The organism is Sphingomonas glacialis (assembly GCF_006439055.1).
Classification (GTDB): Bacteria; Pseudomonadota; Alphaproteobacteria; order Sphingomonadales; family Sphingomonadaceae; genus Sphingomonas; species Sphingomonas glacialis_A.
Window position 1 is genome coordinate 852,944 of the sequence record NZ_RCZC01000002.1, and the last position, 14,749, is coordinate 867,692.

Consider the following 14,749-nt stretch of genomic DNA (forward strand, 5'->3'; position numbering starts at 1 on the left):
GCTCTCCATCGCCGCCATGAAGAAGCGCAACGCATCGGCGCCGTACTGGTCGATCAGCCCGAGGGGGTTGACGACATTGCCCTTCGACTTGGACATCTTCGCGCCATCGGCAGCGCGGACCAGACCGTGGAGGTAGAGCTTCTTGAACGGCACATCGCCCATGAAGTGGATGCCCTGCATCATCATGCGGGCGTCCCAGAAGAACAGGATGTCGAAGCCGGAAATGAGGACGTCGTTGGGATAGCGGCCGTGCAGCGTATCCCTCCCCTCCCGCWMGCGGGAGGGGAGAAGAAGAGTCGGGCCAGCCCATCGTCGCGAACGGCCACAGCGCAGAGGAGAACCAGGTGTCGAGCACATCGCTATCCTGGCGCAGCGCTACGCCCTCCCCGGCCTGCGCCTGTGCTTCGGCCTCGGTCAGCGCGACATAGATCGAGCCATCCTCGGCGAACCACGCCGGGATCCGATGCCCCCACCAAAGCTGCCGCGACACACACCACGGCTGGATATTCTCCATCCAGTTGAAGAAGGTCTTCTCCCACGTCTTGGGCACGATCTGGATCGCGCCCGAGCGCACCGCCTCGATCGCCGGCTTCGCCAAGGTCACCGCATCGACATACCATTGGTCTGTCAGCCACGGCTCGATCACCACGCCCGAGCGATCGCCATACGGCGTCTGGATCGTGCGCGGCTCGGCGTCGTGCTCGACGCCGTCCTTGTCGACATGCGCGATGAGGAAGCCCTCGGCGTTCAGCTGCGCGACGACCGCCTTGCGCGCTTCCGCGGTCGTCAGCCCGAGCAGCTCGGCCGGGATCAGCCCGTCGGACACCTGCACGACCTGCGCCTTGGCATCGAGCATGTTGAGCATCTCGCCCGCCTTGATCCCTGCCCGCTTGCCGACCTCGAAATCGTTGAAGTCATGCCCCGGCGTGATCTTGACCGCGCCAGACCCCAGTTCGGGATCGGCATGGTCGTCGGTCACGATCGGGATCAGCCGCCCGGTGATCGGCAGCTTGATCTGCTTGCCGACCAAATGCGTGTAGCGCTCGTCCGAAGCGTTCACCGCGACCGCCATGTCGGCGAGCATCGTCTCGGGCCGCGTCGTCGCGACCTCGATGAAACCCGATCCATCCGCCAGCGGGTAGCGCAGGTGCCAGAAGCTGCCCTTGATCTCGCGCGTCTCGACCTCAAGGTCGCTGATCGCGGTGCCAAGGCCCGGATCCCAGTTCACCAACCGTTTGTCGCGGTAGAGCAGGCCTTCCTTGTGCAGGTCGACGAACACCTTGAGCACGGCCTTGGAAAAGCCCTCGTCCATCGTGAAGCGCTCGTTCGCCCAGTCCATCGAGCAGCCCAGCCGGCGGAGCTGCTGCGTGATCTCGCCGCCGCTCTCTTCCTTCCATTCCCAGACCTTCGCGACGAATTCCTCGCGGGTGAAGTCGGTGCGCTTCTGTTGGGCGGAGGCCATCTGGCGCTCGACCACCATCTGCGTCGCGATGCCGGCATGGTCGGTGCCGACCACCCACAACGCGTCCTTGCCCTGCAGCCGGGCATGGCGCGCGAGGATGTCCTGCAGCGTGTTATCGAGCGCATGGCCGATATGGAGCGAACCCGTCACGTTGGGCGGCGGGTTGACGATCGTCCACGGCTCGGCACCGGGGCGGTCGGGGCGGAACAGCCCGTTGGTTTCCCAATGCGCGTACCAGCGCTGCTCGAGTTCGGCGGGGTCGAAGGTTTTGGAGAGCTCGGTCATAGCCTGCAGGCTTTAGCCGCGATGCCGCAAAAGAAAAGGGCGGCCCGTAAGGACCGCCCTCTCCGCTGCATCGGGACGCGCGTCAGACCGCGTCGTGCGGGACGGTCTTGGGCGCTTCGATCGCCTTGGCGGGCTTGGGCGCGGCCTGGAGCTGCCCCGCCTTGCTGCAATCGCCGCTGGTCTGCGAGACGACCTTGGGCTCGGCATTGCCGTAGGCGGTCATCTGGTAACTCTGCGTGCAGCCGCCGTTGCTCGAGCTGTACGAGGTGACCGAATAGCTGCTGCCGGCCGGCATCGACTTGAGTGCGGCCTGGTCGATCTTGCCGCCCGCCGGCGCCGCCGCCTGCAACGCCGCGGCCTGCTGCATCATGACCGCCGCCTGGCGATCCATCTCGGCGAACATCTGGTCGAACCCGCCGAAGGGCGAATCGAGCAGCGCGACGGGGATGGTGCGCTCGACCGGCACGAGTTCGAGCTTGGGCGCGACATCGCCCTGATAGATCACGTGCGCGACCGAGCCGTCGGGGAGCGCGACGTTCATCCGGTGGAATTCGCGATCCGCGGCATAAGCGGTCCCGGCAAGCGTGCAGGCCGCGGCACCGGCCAGCGCGATCTTGGACATCAAACGCATGGGTTTCCTCCTCGTGGCAGTGAATGAGGAGGGGAAATCTACGCAGCGAAGCTGAACGGCAGATGAAAGCCTTACCCCTCTCCCTTTGGGAGAGAGCGCCGGGTCGGTCATGCCCCCGGCATGACCTGGACAGCGCGGGGCGCTGTCCACCCGCCGCTGGGCCCGCTCGGCGGAGCCGAGTGGGAGGGTGAGGGCAGCATCCAACCACCGCCCTGCCCTCACCCCGCGGCGCATCCGCGCCTGCCCCTCTCCAATAGGGAGCGGGGAATAGGGTCACCCGCCCTTTCGGCCCGATGCGCCCACCACGGGCTCCGCCACGTCGCGCCCGGTCCACTTACCCATCCACCCCAGCACTTCGCGATACCATTGCCGGCTCTCATTGGGCTTCTGCACCCAGTGGCTGCCGCCCGGATACACCACCAGCCGCGAGGGAATGTCGCGCCGCTGCAGCGCGGTGAACGCTGCGATCCCCTGCGTGTACGGAATGCGATAATCGCCCTCCGAGGTGATGACGAGCTGCGGCGTCTTCCACGCGGTCACATGGTTGACCGGGTTCCATTTCTCGAACGCCGCCGGGTCCTCGAAATAGGCCTTGCCGCCATGTTCCCACTCGTCGAACCACAATTCCTCGGTCTCGTACGCCATCGCGCGGGCGTCGAACACGCCGTCATGCTGGACGATGCACTTGAAGCGGTCGGGCCAATTGCCCTCGATCCAGTTCATCATATAGCCGCCATACGAGGCACCGAGCGCGCAGGCATTGTCGGCGTCGAGCCAGCCGAACTTGGCGGTCGCCGCGGCGAGGCCTTTCTGCAGATCCTCGAGCGGCCACCCGCCCCAATTGTTCCGGATCGCATCGGTGAAGGCCTGGCCATACCCGGTCGACCCATGGAAATCGACCGCGACGAGGCCGTACCCCGCCCCCGCGAACACCGCCGGGTTCCAGCGATACGACCAGCTGTTGTTGCTCGACCCCTGCGGCCCGCCATGCACCATGTACGCGACGGGGACCTTGCCGGTGCTGCCCGCAGGCTTCACCGCATAGCCCCACACGGTGTCGGCGTTCGCGCCGGTGAAGCTGAACTTGGTCACGCTCGGCATGTCGATGCCGGCAAGCTTGGTCGCGTTGACAGAGGTCAGCCGCGCGGTCTTCTTGCCCGTCAGCATGTAGAAGTCGTCGGGCGCGGTCAGCGAGTTCATCGCGAAGACAATGCCCTTGGCGGTCGGCAGCACCGCGGTGACGTTGCCCGCCTGCGTCAACCGCGTGACCTTGCCGCTGACCGGGGAGACCGACCAGATCGGGTTCTCCTGCGTATCCTCGGCCGTGACGAGGATCGCCTTGCCGTCGAGTGCCCAGGCGATCGATCCGATCGAGCGATCCCAATCCTCGGTCAGCGCCCGCACCTGCCCGCTCGCCAGATCGCGCAGCATCAGCACCTGGCGGTCGGCTTCGTAGCCAGCGCGCTTCATCGCCACCCAGGCGAGCGACTTCCCGTCGGGCGAGACGGTCGGGAAGGTGTCGGTCCCTTTGTTCGCCGCAGTCAGATTGGTCGGCGCGGCCGACCCATCCGCAGGCGCCGCGAAGATGTCGAGATTGGTCGAGAGCGGCTCGATTCGCCCCGCCTCGCGCAGCGCAAAGAACACCGTCTTGCCGTCCGCGCTCCACGACACTTCCTCGCCGCCACCGAACGGCTTGGACGGCGCATCGCCGACGAGCGCGCCTTCGATCGGAACGCCGTTCCCCGTCGCGCCCGTCGCGCTCAGCGGCAGCACGAACAGTTGCGAGCGGGTCCCGTCGGACCAGCTCGCCCAATGCCGCACGAACATCTTGTCGAACACGCGGCCGTTGCCCGCATTGGCATCCTTCTTGACCATCGCCGGCTCGAGGCTCGGCGCGCCGGGACGGCGATCGGCCCAGACGAGCAATTTGTCGTCCTGTGGCGAGACCTTGAAGCCGCCCATCCCGCCCTTGAACTGCGTCAGCCGCGTCGCAGCACCGCCCGCGATCCCGATCGACCAGACCGCATCGTCGCCGCCCTTGTCCGACTGGAAATAGACGGTCTTGCCGTCGCTCGAGAATTGCGGCGCGGTCTCATTGACCTCGGCCTCGGCGGCGAGCCGCTCCGGCGCGGCGCCCTTGCGCGCGAGGTCAAGCCGCCACAAGTCGAAGCGCCCACCATCGATCGTGAGATCGGTCTCGCGCTGCTGCCACACGAGCCAGCGCCCGTCGGGCGAAACCGCGGGCGCCGAGACGCGCGACAGCGCGACGAGATCGTCGATGGTGAGTTGGCGGGCAGCTGCGGGAACAGCAACGAAAGCGGCGCTCAGGGCGGTCGCGGCAAGAAGCATCTTCATGGCCGCAGGTTACAGCAGAAGCCGCAAGCTGCCGCAATCGGTCTTACCGGGCAGTCTTACCGGGCGATGTTACTTGCCCGTGATCCGATCGATCTCGCGCGCGACCATTGCCTCGACCATCGTCGGCAGATTGGCATCGAGCCAGTCGCGCAACATCGGCCGCAGCATCTCGCGCACGACGCCCTCGAGCGTGTCCGACCCGGTCACCTCGGGCTTGACGACGAGCCGCGACAGCGCGTCGAGCGGGCTGCGCGAAGCTTCGGCGGTACGCGCCGACAGCAGCGATTCGGGCGTCGGTTCGGGCGCGACGGGCGCAGGCGCAGGCTTGGCGGCCACGGCTACAGGCTCCGCTGCGGGTGCAGCCGCAGCTGCAGGACGGGGGGCAGGCTCGCGTGCATATTCCGGCTCATGGACGGGCTCGCTTAGCTCGAGGATGTCGTGGTCGAAGGGTTCCGAGTCGGAGCGCGGCGGAAGCTGACGCGGCGGGCGCTTGCTGCGACCCGGCGTTGCGTCATTTTCCTCGGCGATGATGCGCTTAATCGACGAAAGGATGTCTTCCATCGATGGCTCCGCGCTCAGATCACCCATTGCCGCTTCCTAAATTATGCGTCGATCCGATGGTTAACGGTTCTTCGTCGCATTACCTGCAGTGATCGGCGCACTTCTGTCAACTGGTGCATCGAGAATTGGATCGAGTGGCTGCGTCATCTTCGCATTTTGCGGGCGCGTGGCGTTGGTCCGGGTGCCGGTGATCGCGGGGTCGGGATCCGACGACCAGTCCCAGATCCGGTGCCGGACGCTGGTATAATGCGCGACCGGATCATAGAGCGCGCCACCGTCGAGCCCGAGATTGCGCGCTTCCGCCTCGCCCATCGCAGCCAGCAAAGCGAAGCCCGCGACATAGGCGTCGCGCTGCGCACTCACGAGCGTGACCTGCGAGTTGAGCAATTCCTGCTCGGCATTGAGGATGTCGAGAATCGTGCGGTTGCCGACGCTGTTCTCGGCGCGGACACCCTCGAGCGAGAGCTTGTTGGCGTTGACCGCGACTTCGCTCGACGCGATCGTCTCGAGCGAGGATTTCCACACCGCATAGGCCGAGCGCGCCTGCGCGATGACGGCGCGTTCGGTCTCGGTCACCTGCTCGATCGCTTGCGCGCGCGCATCCTGTGCGCGGCGGATCTGCGCGGCGGGACGCCCGCCCTGATACAGCGGCAGCGTCAGCCCCAGTCCGACCGTTGCCGACTTGCCGCTTTGCCCGACCGCAACCCCGGTACCCGAGCCCAGCGACCCGAGATAATTGTAATAGTTGCCGCCGAGATTGACGGCGAGCTGCGGCAAGCGGTTCGCACGCGCCACGCCGATATCGTACCCCGCCGCATCGCGCGCTTTGGCCGCAGCGAGCAAGGTGGGGTTGTTCTTGAGCGCGACGTCGACCGCGGCATCGGGTTCGGCGGGCAGATTGGGCAGTTCGGGCGGCGTATCGAGCCGGCCGGGCTCGGTGCCGACATAGCGGATATAGCTTTCGCGGCTGGTGATCAGCTGCGCCTGCGACGATTGCAGCTGGCTGCGCGCGACCGCTAGCCGCGCCTCGGATTGCGCGACGTCGGTGCGCGTCAGGTCGCCGACCTGGAAGCGATCGCGGCTGGCCTGGAGGTTGACCTCGAGCACGCGGACGTTCTGCGTGTTGAGCCCGACGATCGCCTCGTCGCGGATCACGTCCATATAGGCGCCGACCACGGTGGTGAACAGGCTCGCCTCGGTGCCGCGCAGGCTGAGCTGCCCACTCTCGACGCGCGTCTGCGCCGCACGAACGCCGTTGCGGACCGCGCCGCCACTATAGATCGGCACGGCGAGCGACACGCTCGCCACCGCCTGGCGGTCGGGCGAGACGAAGCTGTTCGCCGCCTTCACCGCGTTTTCGGTATAGCTGCTTTGCAGCTGGACGCTCGGCAGCCCCTGCGAGCGGGTGATCGGCACGTTCTCGTCGATCCCGCGCAGGCTGGCACGCTGCGCCGCCAGCGTCGGGTTGGTATTGTACGCCTTGACCAGCGCCTCGCGCAGCGTCTCCGCCGATAGCGGCGCGGCCACCAAAGCGAGCAACGCTGTACCGGTGACGAAAACGTATGCGCGCATGGATCGGCGTTTCTTTCTGGTCAGAACGTGAAGCTGCGCGGCCGCGCGAAACCCGGCAGCGGAACGCAATCGATGTCGGCAAAGTCGAGCAAGGCGAATCCGCCCGCGGTCTTGCGGCCCGAGGTCAGCCGCGTGACGCCGCGATCGGCGATCCCGGTGACGACCCGCCCGCCAACCGCAAGCTGTGCGATCAGCGCGTCCGACACCGCCTCGACAGCACCGTCGATGACGAGGACGTCATAGGGTGCGCCCGCGTCGTGACCGGCCTCGAGCGGCCCCTCGACCACGGTGACCGTGGGGATGTCGGCCAGCGCGGTGCGCGCCGCGGCGGCGAGCGCCGGTTCGGATTCTAGCGCGACGACCGAGGCGACGAGATGCGACAGCACCGCCGCGGTGTACCCGCCTGCCGCGCCGACGAGCAGCACGCGGTCGGTCGCGCGCAGTTCGGCCTGGGTCAGCAGGCGCCCGGTCGCGATCGGCACGTTCTGCGCGCGGCCATGGCCGAGCGGCACGGCGGTATCGCGATAGGCGATCGCCTGCGCGTCGGCGGGCACGAAGGCCTCGCGCGGAACGCTGTCCATCGCCGCCACCACGCGCGCGTCGCTCACCGCATTGGTGCGCAGCTGGCTGGCGACCATTGCGTGGCGCATCGCCACCATTTCGGATTCATGCGTCATCACTGTCATCGAGCCACACCCTTGTCGGACACCAGCTTTGCACAGCTGTTGTAGCTGTGCAATACACTTGTTTGCTGCGCTTGCTTCTATCGTGATGGAAAGCCTACGCCAAGCGACGCGTATCGGCATTTTTGCATGCGCGCGGTTGACAGCGCGCCCCCACCCTTGCATCAGCGCGCCTCCCCGAAGCGCTGACACGCGTCTCGTGGCCCGATGGCGGAGTGGTGACGTAGAGGACTGCAAATCCTCGCACCCGGGTTCGATTCCCGGTCGGGCCTCCAACCCTTCTTGAAAGACGCGGCGCTTTCAGCGCTCGAGCACGATCTGCTCGAGCGCGGTGATGAACGGCAGATCCGCCGGTGGCATCGCCAGGCTGCGCAATTCCGTCGGCGCGTGCCAGGCGAGCGCGGTCGCGTCGAGCGCCTGCGGCACCCCACCCCATTCGCGACAGACATAGAGCAACAGCAGCAGATGGCGGCCGGGCAAGCCGGCGCTGGCGAAGGTCAGCGGCGACAGCGAATTTTCGGCAACCAATATGCCCAGTTCCTCGGCCAGTTCGCGCACCAGCGCCGCCTCGGGCGTCTCGCCCGGCTCGATCTTTCCGCCGGGAAACTCCCACAGTCCCGCCATCGCCTTCCCAGGAGCGCGCAATTGCACCAGCACACGCCCGTCGCGATCGATCATAGCGGCCGCGACGACCGGCATCAGCGGCTTTACGGGGGCATCTTCGACACACTTAGCCATTCGTTAACGATCCTCAGGTATTGCAGAATCTGTATCAGGCTCGGGGGATATCGCCATGATCGTCCGACTGCTGAAATCTGTGCTTGGCGACAACCGCGGTGCCACCGCCGTCGAATATGGGCTGATCATCGCGCTCATCGTCATTGCGATGGTCGTGTCGCTCACGGGGCTTGCCAATACCACCATCGGCATGTGGGGCAACGTCAATACCAAGGTCACCACCGCAACCGCGGCGAAGTGACCCGCTTTCACCCGCGCCAGCCTTAAACTTTTATCAACTCTGGTCTTCTACAAGGTGAGCGTTGGTCCGGGGTCCCGGTCCGACCGGGTACTGAAGCATCATCCACGGAGACCGGAATCATGAAGACCATCCGCAATTTCATCAAGAACTCGAAGGGCGCGACCGCCATCGAATACGGCCTGATCGCAGCGCTGATCGCCGTCGCCGCGATCGCCGCGATGCAGGGCCTCGGCAACTCGCTCAAGACCACGTTCACCAACGTGTCGGGCACGCTCGGTAAGGCTGCTACGTAAGCTTTAGCGCGTATCGACGAAAGGCGGGCGGCAAGACGATGGTCTTGCCGCCCGTTTTCGTTTGGCTCCAGCGACGATGCGTTGCCGGGCTATGCGCGATTTTTCTGGCCCCGCATCCGCCTCGTACTCCGTCCAATCTATAAGGATTGTCAGGGAGACGTGCGATGCGACTGCTGGGCAGGCTATGGCATAATACAAAAGGCGCGACTGCGATCGAATATGGTCTCATCGCCGCACTGATCGCGGTTGCCGCGGTCGCCGCGATGTAAGGCCTGGGCAATCCGCTTGCCGTGACCTTCACCACCGTGTCGGGCATATGAAATCCAATTGACGCCGGGGGGCGGACGCGCCGCCTAGAGCCGCCCCATCGCCAGAAACTTCTCGCGCCGGCTGCGGCGCAATTCTGCCGCGGTCTTGCCGTCGAGCTTGACCAATGCCGCCTCGATCGCATCGCCCAGCGCGGCGATCGCCGTGGCCGGATCGCGCTGCGCGCCGCCGAGCGGCTCGGGCACGATCGTGTCGATCACGCCGAGACCCTTGAGATCCTGCGCGGTGATCTTCATCGCCTCGGCCGCCTCGGGCGCCTTGTCGGCGGTGCGCCACAGGATCGACGCGCAGCCCTCGGGCGTGATCACCGCATAGATGGCGTGTTCGAACATCATCACGATATTGCCGGCCGCAAGCGCGATCGCGCCCCCGGATCCGCCCTCGCCGACCACCGCCGCGACCATCGGCACGCCGAGCGCAAGGCACGCCTCGGTCGAGCGCGCGATCGCCTCGGCCTGGCCGCGCTCCTCGGCCTGGATGCCGGGAAAGGCGCCGTTGGTGTCGACCAGGGTCACGACGGGCAGGCCGAAGCGATCGGCGAGCTGCATCAGGCGAATCGCCTTGCGATAGCCTTCGGGCTTGCCCATCCCGAAATTGTGCTTGAGTCGGCTGGCGGTATCGTCGCCGCGCTCGTGACCGATCACGAGGATGCGGCGCCCTCTGAACGTCGCGAAGCCGCCGAGGATCGCCTGGTCGTCGCCGAACGCACGGTCGCCCGCGAGCGGCATGAAATCCTCGAACAGCCCGGCGACATAGTTCTTGAAATGCGGCCGGTCGCCGTGACGCGCGACTTGCGCCTTCTGCCACGGGGTCAGCCTGGCATAGGTGTCGCGCAGCAGCTTGTCGGACTTTGCCTGGAGCTTGCCGACTTCCGCGGCGATATCGACGGTGCCTTCGGACGCGGTCTCGCGCAGCTCGTCGATCCGCCCCTGGAGCTCGGCGATCGGTTTTTCGAAATCGAGGAAACTTGCCATAGCCAGCGGCGGTTAAGCCCCGCGTCGCTTGGCGTCAACGCGCGCCGCCAAACGATCTTGCGCCTCGCCCAGCGGATGCCGGGCATTGACGAGCTCGACCAGCCGGCTCGCATCGACATGCGTATAGATTTCGGTGGTGGCGATGTCGGCGTGGCCGAGCATCGATTGCAGCGCGCGCAGATCGGCCCCGCCCGCGAGCAGATGCGTCGCAAAGGCGTGCCGCAGCACGTGCGGGCTGACCCGATCGGGCGGAATCCCCGCCTCCGCCGCCAGGCCCTTGAGCAGTTGATAGAGCCGGATCCGGCTGAGATGGCTCTTGCCCGAGGGGAAGAGCCACGGGCTCTCCTCGGCAACATGCTGCCGCCACACCGCCACCGCCGCGCGCGCGCGATCGGACAGGGGGACGAGCCGCTCCTTGCCGCCCTTGCCGCGCAGGATGAGGTACGGCCGGTCGGGCGCCACCGCGCGCCGCGGCAGCGACATCAGCTCGGTCGCACGCAGCCCCGACCCATAGAGCAGCTCGACCAAGGCCGCGAGCCGCAGGTCGTTGGGATCGGGCGGGTCGCGCGCGATTCGCGCGGCGATCGCTTCGAACAGCCGGTCGATATCGGCATGGTCGAGCACCTTGGGCAGGCCGCGCGATGCGCCGGGACGCGGCAGCGCGGCCCCGGGATCGTCGCTGCGAAACCCCTCCTCCGCCAGGAAGGCGAAAAAGCGCCGCAACGCCGCCGACTTGCGCGCCACGCTCGCCTTCGACAGCGCGAGCCATTCCGCACCGAGCCGCGCGAGATCGTCGGCGCCGGCATCGCACAACCGCCCCTCGAGAAAACGCGAGGCGAGCTCGAGATCGCTGCGATAGGCGAGCACGGTATTCTTCGCCGCGCCCGATTCGGCGGCCATCATCTCGAGAAACCGCCCGATCAGCGCGCGATCCCCGCCCGCTGCGGACACTTCGGTCAAAGCCGGCTCATCGCCTCGACGGCGACCATCTTGGCCTCGCCCGGCAAACCGACCGCGCGCAGCGCCCGCACGATGTGATACAGCGCTTCGGGCGAAACGCCCCGCCACAGCCGCGTCTGCATCCCGACCGCCGACAATAAGGCGACCGTCCCGGGCTCGCGATCGACCGCCGCCGTGTTGAGCGCACGCGTCCAGCTGTCCTCCCGCCCGACGCGCACGCCGAGCGTCCGCGCGCCGCGCTCGACTTCGCTCGCCGACATCCGGCCGAGCCCCGCGAGCCCGGCAAAGAACATCCGCCGCTTGAGCCCGTCCGAATCGTTCGCGCCGGCATAGGCGCTGACCTCGTCATAGCTCGTCACCGGCTCGGACGGGTCGACCAACGTCAGCAGCGCCCAGGCGTTGCTGCCGCGCTCGGCCTTCTCGCGCCAGCGCATCGCGCGCGGGTCGAGCCCGGCGCTCAGGATCGACGCGACGATCCGGTCGGTATCGGGCTTTTCGAGCGTCTGCGGCAACCGTGCCGCCGCACCCGCGGTCAGCACGAGCCGAGCGTAGCGGCCTTCATAGGTCTTGGGTTCGTCCCACAGCCGCTTGAGCGCATCGGCGCGCGCCGCGACATCGCTCGCGTCGTAACCGGCGCGCAGGTCGCGGGCGATGCCGGCCTCGGCGATCGACTGGTCGTCGCCCGCGTCGATCGCGCTGTACAGGTCGATCAGCGCCGCGCTCGACAGGATGCCGCGCGCCGTGGCGAGTTCGGCCGCCGCCGCGCGGACGCCCGGCGCGAGCGTCGGCGCCAGCGCACGCCAGCCATCGACCGCAGGCGTGCCCGTCGCGAGCAACGTCGCGGGGATCTCGACCCCCGACGCCATCGCGAGACCGTAGCGCCACGACGTCAGTTGCGAGACATCGTCCCACTCGATCGTCACCGCCTGGCGGCCGCTCTGCCCCGCCCCAGCGACCTTCTGCGCGAGCAGCAGATCGACGCCACCGGCCAGCCGCGAGCGCCGCGCCTGGGTCAGCAACGGCTGCACCTTGGCGGGCATCCCCGACAGCCCCGCGCAGATGGCCCGCGCGAGGATCCAGCCACGCTCTGCACCGAGAGTCGCGCCCGCCTCGACCGCTGGGCACAGAGCTGCGGGATCGCCCGCCGCAAGCGCGGCCTGCATCGCCGCGACGAACATCTTGGGCGTATAATCTTCGGTATCGACCGCCTGGACCATCGCGCGGGCAGCAACCGATTCGCCCATCCGCACCAGCAACCACGCGCGTTCGGCGGCGAAATCGGCGCCGTTGACGCCGCGCGGGGTATCGACGCGCGCGAGCAGGGCGCGGCGCAGCGCGATCGAGACCCAGCGCGACGCGACCGGCGGGTTCAACCGTCGCATCAGCGTCTCGAGATAGCGACCATCGGCGCGACCGAACGCATCGGCCGCCATAGCGCCCTGTGCGGGGCCGACGACGCCGACCTGCGCCAGCGAGCGGCGGGCATACGCCGGCATGTCGGCGCGAACGAATGCGGCGAAATCGGTCGCGGCAGGCGGGGTTGCGGTCGGGGTCGGCGTTTCGAGCGGCGTCGGCTCGGCATCGGGCGCGTCAGGCAACGTCGGCGCGATGACCGGCCCGACCGGACGCGCCACCGGCGTGGCGGCCGCCTCGGGCCGAATCGGCTGGACGGCGCGCGGACGCGGTGCGCTCGGCGCCGGCGTCGGATCACCGAAGCCGGGCGGAAGAATCGATTCGGGCTTGTCCTGGCCTAAAGCCGGGATCGCCAATGCTGCGGCAAGCGCAGCCAGCGCGACCTTACTTCTGGAGATTCGCAAGCGGGACGGCCTTCTCGACATGCTTCAGCGGCTTTTCGTGCGACAGGCGCGACAGGCCGAACAGCAAAGCGACCACCACCACGAGGACGACGATGAGAGCGACGATCGAACGGGGCATGGGCTCACAACCTGCAACAAACTGAAAATGGGCAACGACCAAGCTTTTGCCCGAGACGCAGGTGCGCTGTATAGCGCTCGCTTCGATGTTGCAAAGCCCCGCCCCCACCCCGCCCGAACCGCCCCGCTGGAACGGCCAGCCGATCGTGCTGGTCGGATTGATGGGGGCTGGCAAATCGACCGTCGGACGCAGGCTTGCGACCCGCCTCGGCCTGCCCTTCGTCGATGCCGACACCGAGATCGAGATCGCCGCCGGGATGGCGGTGGCGGAAATCTTCGAGCGATTCGGCGAAGCGCATTTCCGCGACGGCGAACGCCGCGTCATCGCGCGGCTGATGGATGGCGAGCGCCGCGTGATCGCCACCGGCGGCGGTGCCTTCGTCGATCCCGAAACCCGCGCCGCGATCCTGTCGAACGGCTTTGCGATTTGGCTCGATGCCAAGCCGGCGGTGCTGGTCGAGCGCGTTTCGCGCCGCGACACGCGCCCGCTGCTGCGCAACCGCGACCCGCTCGCGGTGCTCGAAGAACTGGCGCGCGTCCGCAACCCGTTCTACGCGACCGCGCATCTCCGCGTCTCCAGCCACCGCGCGCCGCATGACGCGACGGTCAACACCATCCTGAAAGCGCTCGGCAAGATATGACGACCATTCCCGTGGCGCTCGGTTCGCGCAGCTATGACGTAGTGATCGAAGCCGGCGTGCTGGCGCGCGCCGCCGAGTGGCTGAAACCGCTGTCGCGCGGGCGGCGGATGGCGATCGTCACCGACGAGAACGTGCTGCAGCATCTGGCGACGCTACAGGCATCGCTCACCGCGGCCGGCGTCGAAAGCGAGGCGATCGTGCTGCCGCCGGGCGAGGGCACCAAGAGCTGGGCGATGCTCGAACAGCTCACCGACCGGCTGATCGACCTCGGCATCGAGCGCGGCGATCATGTCGTGGCGCTGGGTGGCGGCGTGATCGGCGATCTCGTCGGCTTCGCGTGCAGCATCCTCAAGCGCGGCTGCGGCTTCGTCCAGATCCCGACCACGCTGCTCGCGCAGGTCGATTCGTCGGTCGGTGGCAAGACCGCGATCAATTCGCGCGCCGGCAAGAACCTCGTCGGCGCGTTCCACCAGCCCGCTTTGGTGCTGATCGACCCGGACGTGCTCGACACGCTGCCGCTGCGCCACGTCCGCGCCGGCTATGCCGAGGTCGTCAAATACGGTCTGATCGACGATCCCGCTTTCTTCGACTGGTGCGAGGCCAATGCCCCGGCACTGCTCGCTGGCGACTCCGCCGCGCGCGCCTATGCCATCGCGCATTCGGTCGCCGCCAAGGCGCGGATCGTCGCCGAGGACGAGCGCGAGACGACCGGCAAGCGTGCGCTGCTCAATCTCGGCCACACCTTCGGCCATGCGCTCGAGGCCGAGGCCGGCTTCTCCGATCGGCTGCTCCACGGCGAAGGCGTCGCCGCCGGGATGGCACTGGCGTTCGGCTATTCGGCCGCGCACGGCCTCGCGCCGGCGATCGACGCCGAGCGGGTCGCGGCACATCTGCGCGCGATCGGCCTGCCCGACGACGTGGCAACGGCGGGGATCGCGGCGGACGGCGAGACGCTGGTGGCGCACATGCTCCACGACAAGAAGATGGACGCGGGCACCCTCCCCTTCCTGCTCGCACGCGGGATCGGCGCGACCTTCCTCGACACATCGGTGGATCTGGCCGACGTGCGGGCGTTCCTCGACGCCTAAGACG

The 14,749-nt window shown here is 67.6% G+C and carries 14 protein-coding genes, 1 tRNA gene and 2 pseudogenes; 6 read left to right on the forward strand and 11 right to left on the reverse strand.

Annotation, left to right across the window (positions count from 1 at the left end; all coding sequences use genetic code 11):
* Nucleotides 1–21 precede the first annotated feature (21 nt).
* The 6 genes and pseudogenes from EAH76_RS07880 to EAH76_RS07905 form a co-directional block, all read right to left on the reverse strand.
* A pseudogene (locus EAH76_RS07880) lies at nucleotides 22–1,747 on the reverse strand (valine--tRNA ligase); the annotation flags it as partial.
* Between the two features lie 82 nt (nucleotides 1,748–1,829).
* Nucleotides 1,830–2,378, reverse strand: a complete 549-nt coding sequence (locus tag EAH76_RS23905; protein ID WP_161988991.1) for a hypothetical protein — start codon at nucleotides 2,376–2,378, stop codon at nucleotides 1,830–1,832.
* 273 nt (nucleotides 2,379–2,651) lie between these two features.
* Complete coding sequence (locus EAH76_RS07890) at nucleotides 2,652–4,733, reverse strand: alpha/beta hydrolase family protein (protein ID WP_140849704.1); 2,082 nt, start codon at nucleotides 4,731–4,733, stop codon at nucleotides 2,652–2,654.
* Between the two features lie 69 nt (nucleotides 4,734–4,802).
* Entirely contained in the window at nucleotides 4,803–5,321 is a 519-nt protein-coding gene (locus EAH76_RS07895) for a DUF2497 domain-containing protein (protein WP_194150955.1), read from the reverse strand.
* 33 nt (nucleotides 5,322–5,354) lie between these two features.
* Nucleotides 5,355–6,866, reverse strand: coding sequence for a TolC family outer membrane protein (locus EAH76_RS07900; protein WP_170208005.1), 1,512 nt, complete (start codon nucleotides 6,864–6,866; stop codon nucleotides 5,355–5,357).
* Nucleotides 6,867–6,886: 20 nt separating this feature from the next.
* On the reverse strand, nucleotides 6,887–7,552 hold the full coding sequence (locus tag EAH76_RS07905) for a protein-L-isoaspartate O-methyltransferase family protein (protein WP_140849705.1): 666 nt from the start codon (nucleotides 7,550–7,552) through the stop codon (nucleotides 6,887–6,889).
* Between the two features lie 198 nt (nucleotides 7,553–7,750).
* Between EAH76_RS07905 and EAH76_RS07910 the strand changes: the two genes are divergently transcribed.
* Nucleotides 7,751–7,824: transfer RNA gene (locus EAH76_RS07910), tRNA-Cys, on the forward strand.
* Nucleotides 7,825–7,849: 25 nt separating this feature from the next.
* Here the strand turns inward: EAH76_RS07910 and EAH76_RS07915 are convergent.
* A complete protein-coding gene (locus EAH76_RS07915) occupies nucleotides 7,850–8,287 on the reverse strand; it encodes a (deoxy)nucleoside triphosphate pyrophosphohydrolase (RefSeq protein WP_277754265.1) in 438 nt (145 codons plus the stop codon).
* A 55-nt stretch (nucleotides 8,288–8,342) separates the two neighbouring features.
* On the opposite strand from EAH76_RS07915, the gene EAH76_RS07920 reads away from it, so the two are divergent.
* From EAH76_RS07920 to EAH76_RS07930, 3 genes and pseudogenes are all read left to right on the forward strand, one after another.
* Nucleotides 8,343–8,528, forward strand: a complete 186-nt coding sequence (locus EAH76_RS07920; RefSeq protein ID WP_140849706.1) for a Flp family type IVb pilin — start codon at nucleotides 8,343–8,345, stop codon at nucleotides 8,526–8,528.
* 119 nt (nucleotides 8,529–8,647) lie between these two features.
* Nucleotides 8,648–8,821, forward strand: coding sequence for a Flp family type IVb pilin (locus EAH76_RS07925; protein ID WP_140849707.1), 174 nt, complete (start codon nucleotides 8,648–8,650; stop codon nucleotides 8,819–8,821).
* 164 nt (nucleotides 8,822–8,985) lie between these two features.
* Nucleotides 8,986–9,087: pseudogene (locus EAH76_RS07930) on the forward strand (Flp family type IVb pilin); the annotation flags it as partial.
* 87 nt (nucleotides 9,088–9,174) lie between these two features.
* Here EAH76_RS07930 and EAH76_RS07935 read toward each other — a convergent pair.
* From EAH76_RS07935 to EAH76_RS24145, 4 genes are read right to left on the reverse strand one after another with little or no spacing between them, the layout of a single operon-like run.
* The gene (locus EAH76_RS07935; protein ID WP_140849709.1) at nucleotides 9,175–10,122 is read right to left on the reverse strand and encodes an acetyl-CoA carboxylase carboxyltransferase subunit alpha; all 948 of its coding nucleotides are present in this window, start codon (nucleotides 10,120–10,122) and stop codon (nucleotides 9,175–9,177) included.
* A 12-nt stretch (nucleotides 10,123–10,134) separates the two neighbouring features.
* Nucleotides 10,135–11,082: a tyrosine-type recombinase/integrase gene (locus EAH76_RS07940; RefSeq protein WP_277754266.1), complete on the reverse strand. Its 948-nt coding sequence runs from the start codon at nucleotides 11,080–11,082 to the stop codon at nucleotides 10,135–10,137.
* The gene (locus tag EAH76_RS23910) at nucleotides 11,079–12,899 is read right to left on the reverse strand and encodes a hypothetical protein (RefSeq protein WP_161988992.1); all 1,821 of its coding nucleotides are present in this window, start codon (nucleotides 12,897–12,899) and stop codon (nucleotides 11,079–11,081) included. Before EAH76_RS23910 ends, EAH76_RS07940 begins: the two co-directional genes overlap by 4 nt.
* A complete protein-coding gene (locus EAH76_RS24145; protein ID WP_165954491.1) occupies nucleotides 12,880–13,017 on the reverse strand; it encodes a hypothetical protein in 138 nt (45 codons plus the stop codon). Before EAH76_RS24145 ends, EAH76_RS23910 begins: the two co-directional genes overlap by 20 nt.
* 85 nt (nucleotides 13,018–13,102) lie before the next feature.
* On the opposite strand from EAH76_RS24145, the gene EAH76_RS07950 reads away from it, so the two are divergent.
* Together EAH76_RS07950 and aroB are read left to right on the forward strand one after the other, a co-directional pair.
* Nucleotides 13,103–13,657 carry a shikimate kinase gene (locus EAH76_RS07950; protein ID WP_140849710.1) on the forward strand — a complete coding sequence of 185 codons (555 nt, stop codon included), beginning with the start codon at nucleotides 13,103–13,105 and terminating at the stop codon, nucleotides 13,655–13,657.
* Nucleotides 13,654–14,745, forward strand: a complete 1,092-nt coding sequence (gene aroB / locus EAH76_RS07955) for a 3-dehydroquinate synthase (protein WP_140849711.1) — start codon at nucleotides 13,654–13,656, stop codon at nucleotides 14,743–14,745. Before EAH76_RS07950 ends, aroB begins: the two co-directional genes overlap by 4 nt.
* Nucleotides 14,746–14,749 lie beyond the last annotated feature (4 nt).

Bases quoted from the DNA above. Each gene is read 5' to 3' on its own strand.
- EAH76_RS07925 (WP_140849707.1), top strand. From the start codon at position 8,648: ATGAAGACCATCCGCAATTTCATCAAGAACTCGAAGGGCGCGACCGCC.
- EAH76_RS24145 (WP_165954491.1), bottom strand. From the start codon at position 13,017: ATGCCCCGTTCGATCGTCGCTCTCATCGTCGTCCTCGTGGTGGTGGTC.
- EAH76_RS23905 (WP_161988991.1), bottom strand. From the start codon at position 2,378: ATGCGTTTGATGTCCAAGATCGCGCTGGCCGGTGCCGCGGCCTGCACG.
- EAH76_RS07935 (WP_140849709.1), bottom strand. From the start codon at position 10,122: ATGGCAAGTTTCCTCGATTTCGAAAAACCGATCGCCGAGCTCCAGGGG.
- EAH76_RS07950 (WP_140849710.1), top strand. From the start codon at position 13,103: ATGTTGCAAAGCCCCGCCCCCACCCCGCCCGAACCGCCCCGCTGGAAC.
- EAH76_RS07915 (WP_277754265.1), bottom strand. From the start codon at position 8,287: ATGGCTAAGTGTGTCGAAGATGCCCCCGTAAAGCCGCTGATGCCGGTC.
- EAH76_RS07895 (WP_194150955.1), bottom strand. From the start codon at position 5,321: ATGGGTGATCTGAGCGCGGAGCCATCGATGGAAGACATCCTTTCGTCG.
- EAH76_RS07920 (WP_140849706.1), top strand. From the start codon at position 8,343: ATGATCGTCCGACTGCTGAAATCTGTGCTTGGCGACAACCGCGGTGCC.
- EAH76_RS07900 (WP_170208005.1), bottom strand. From the start codon at position 6,866: ATGCGCGCATACGTTTTCGTCACCGGTACAGCGTTGCTCGCTTTGGTG.
- EAH76_RS07905 (WP_140849705.1), bottom strand. From the start codon at position 7,552: ATGACAGTGATGACGCATGAATCCGAAATGGTGGCGATGCGCCACGCA.
- aroB (WP_140849711.1), top strand. From the start codon at position 13,654: ATGACGACCATTCCCGTGGCGCTCGGTTCGCGCAGCTATGACGTAGTG.
- EAH76_RS07890 (WP_140849704.1), bottom strand. From the start codon at position 4,733: ATGAAGATGCTTCTTGCCGCGACCGCCCTGAGCGCCGCTTTCGTTGCT.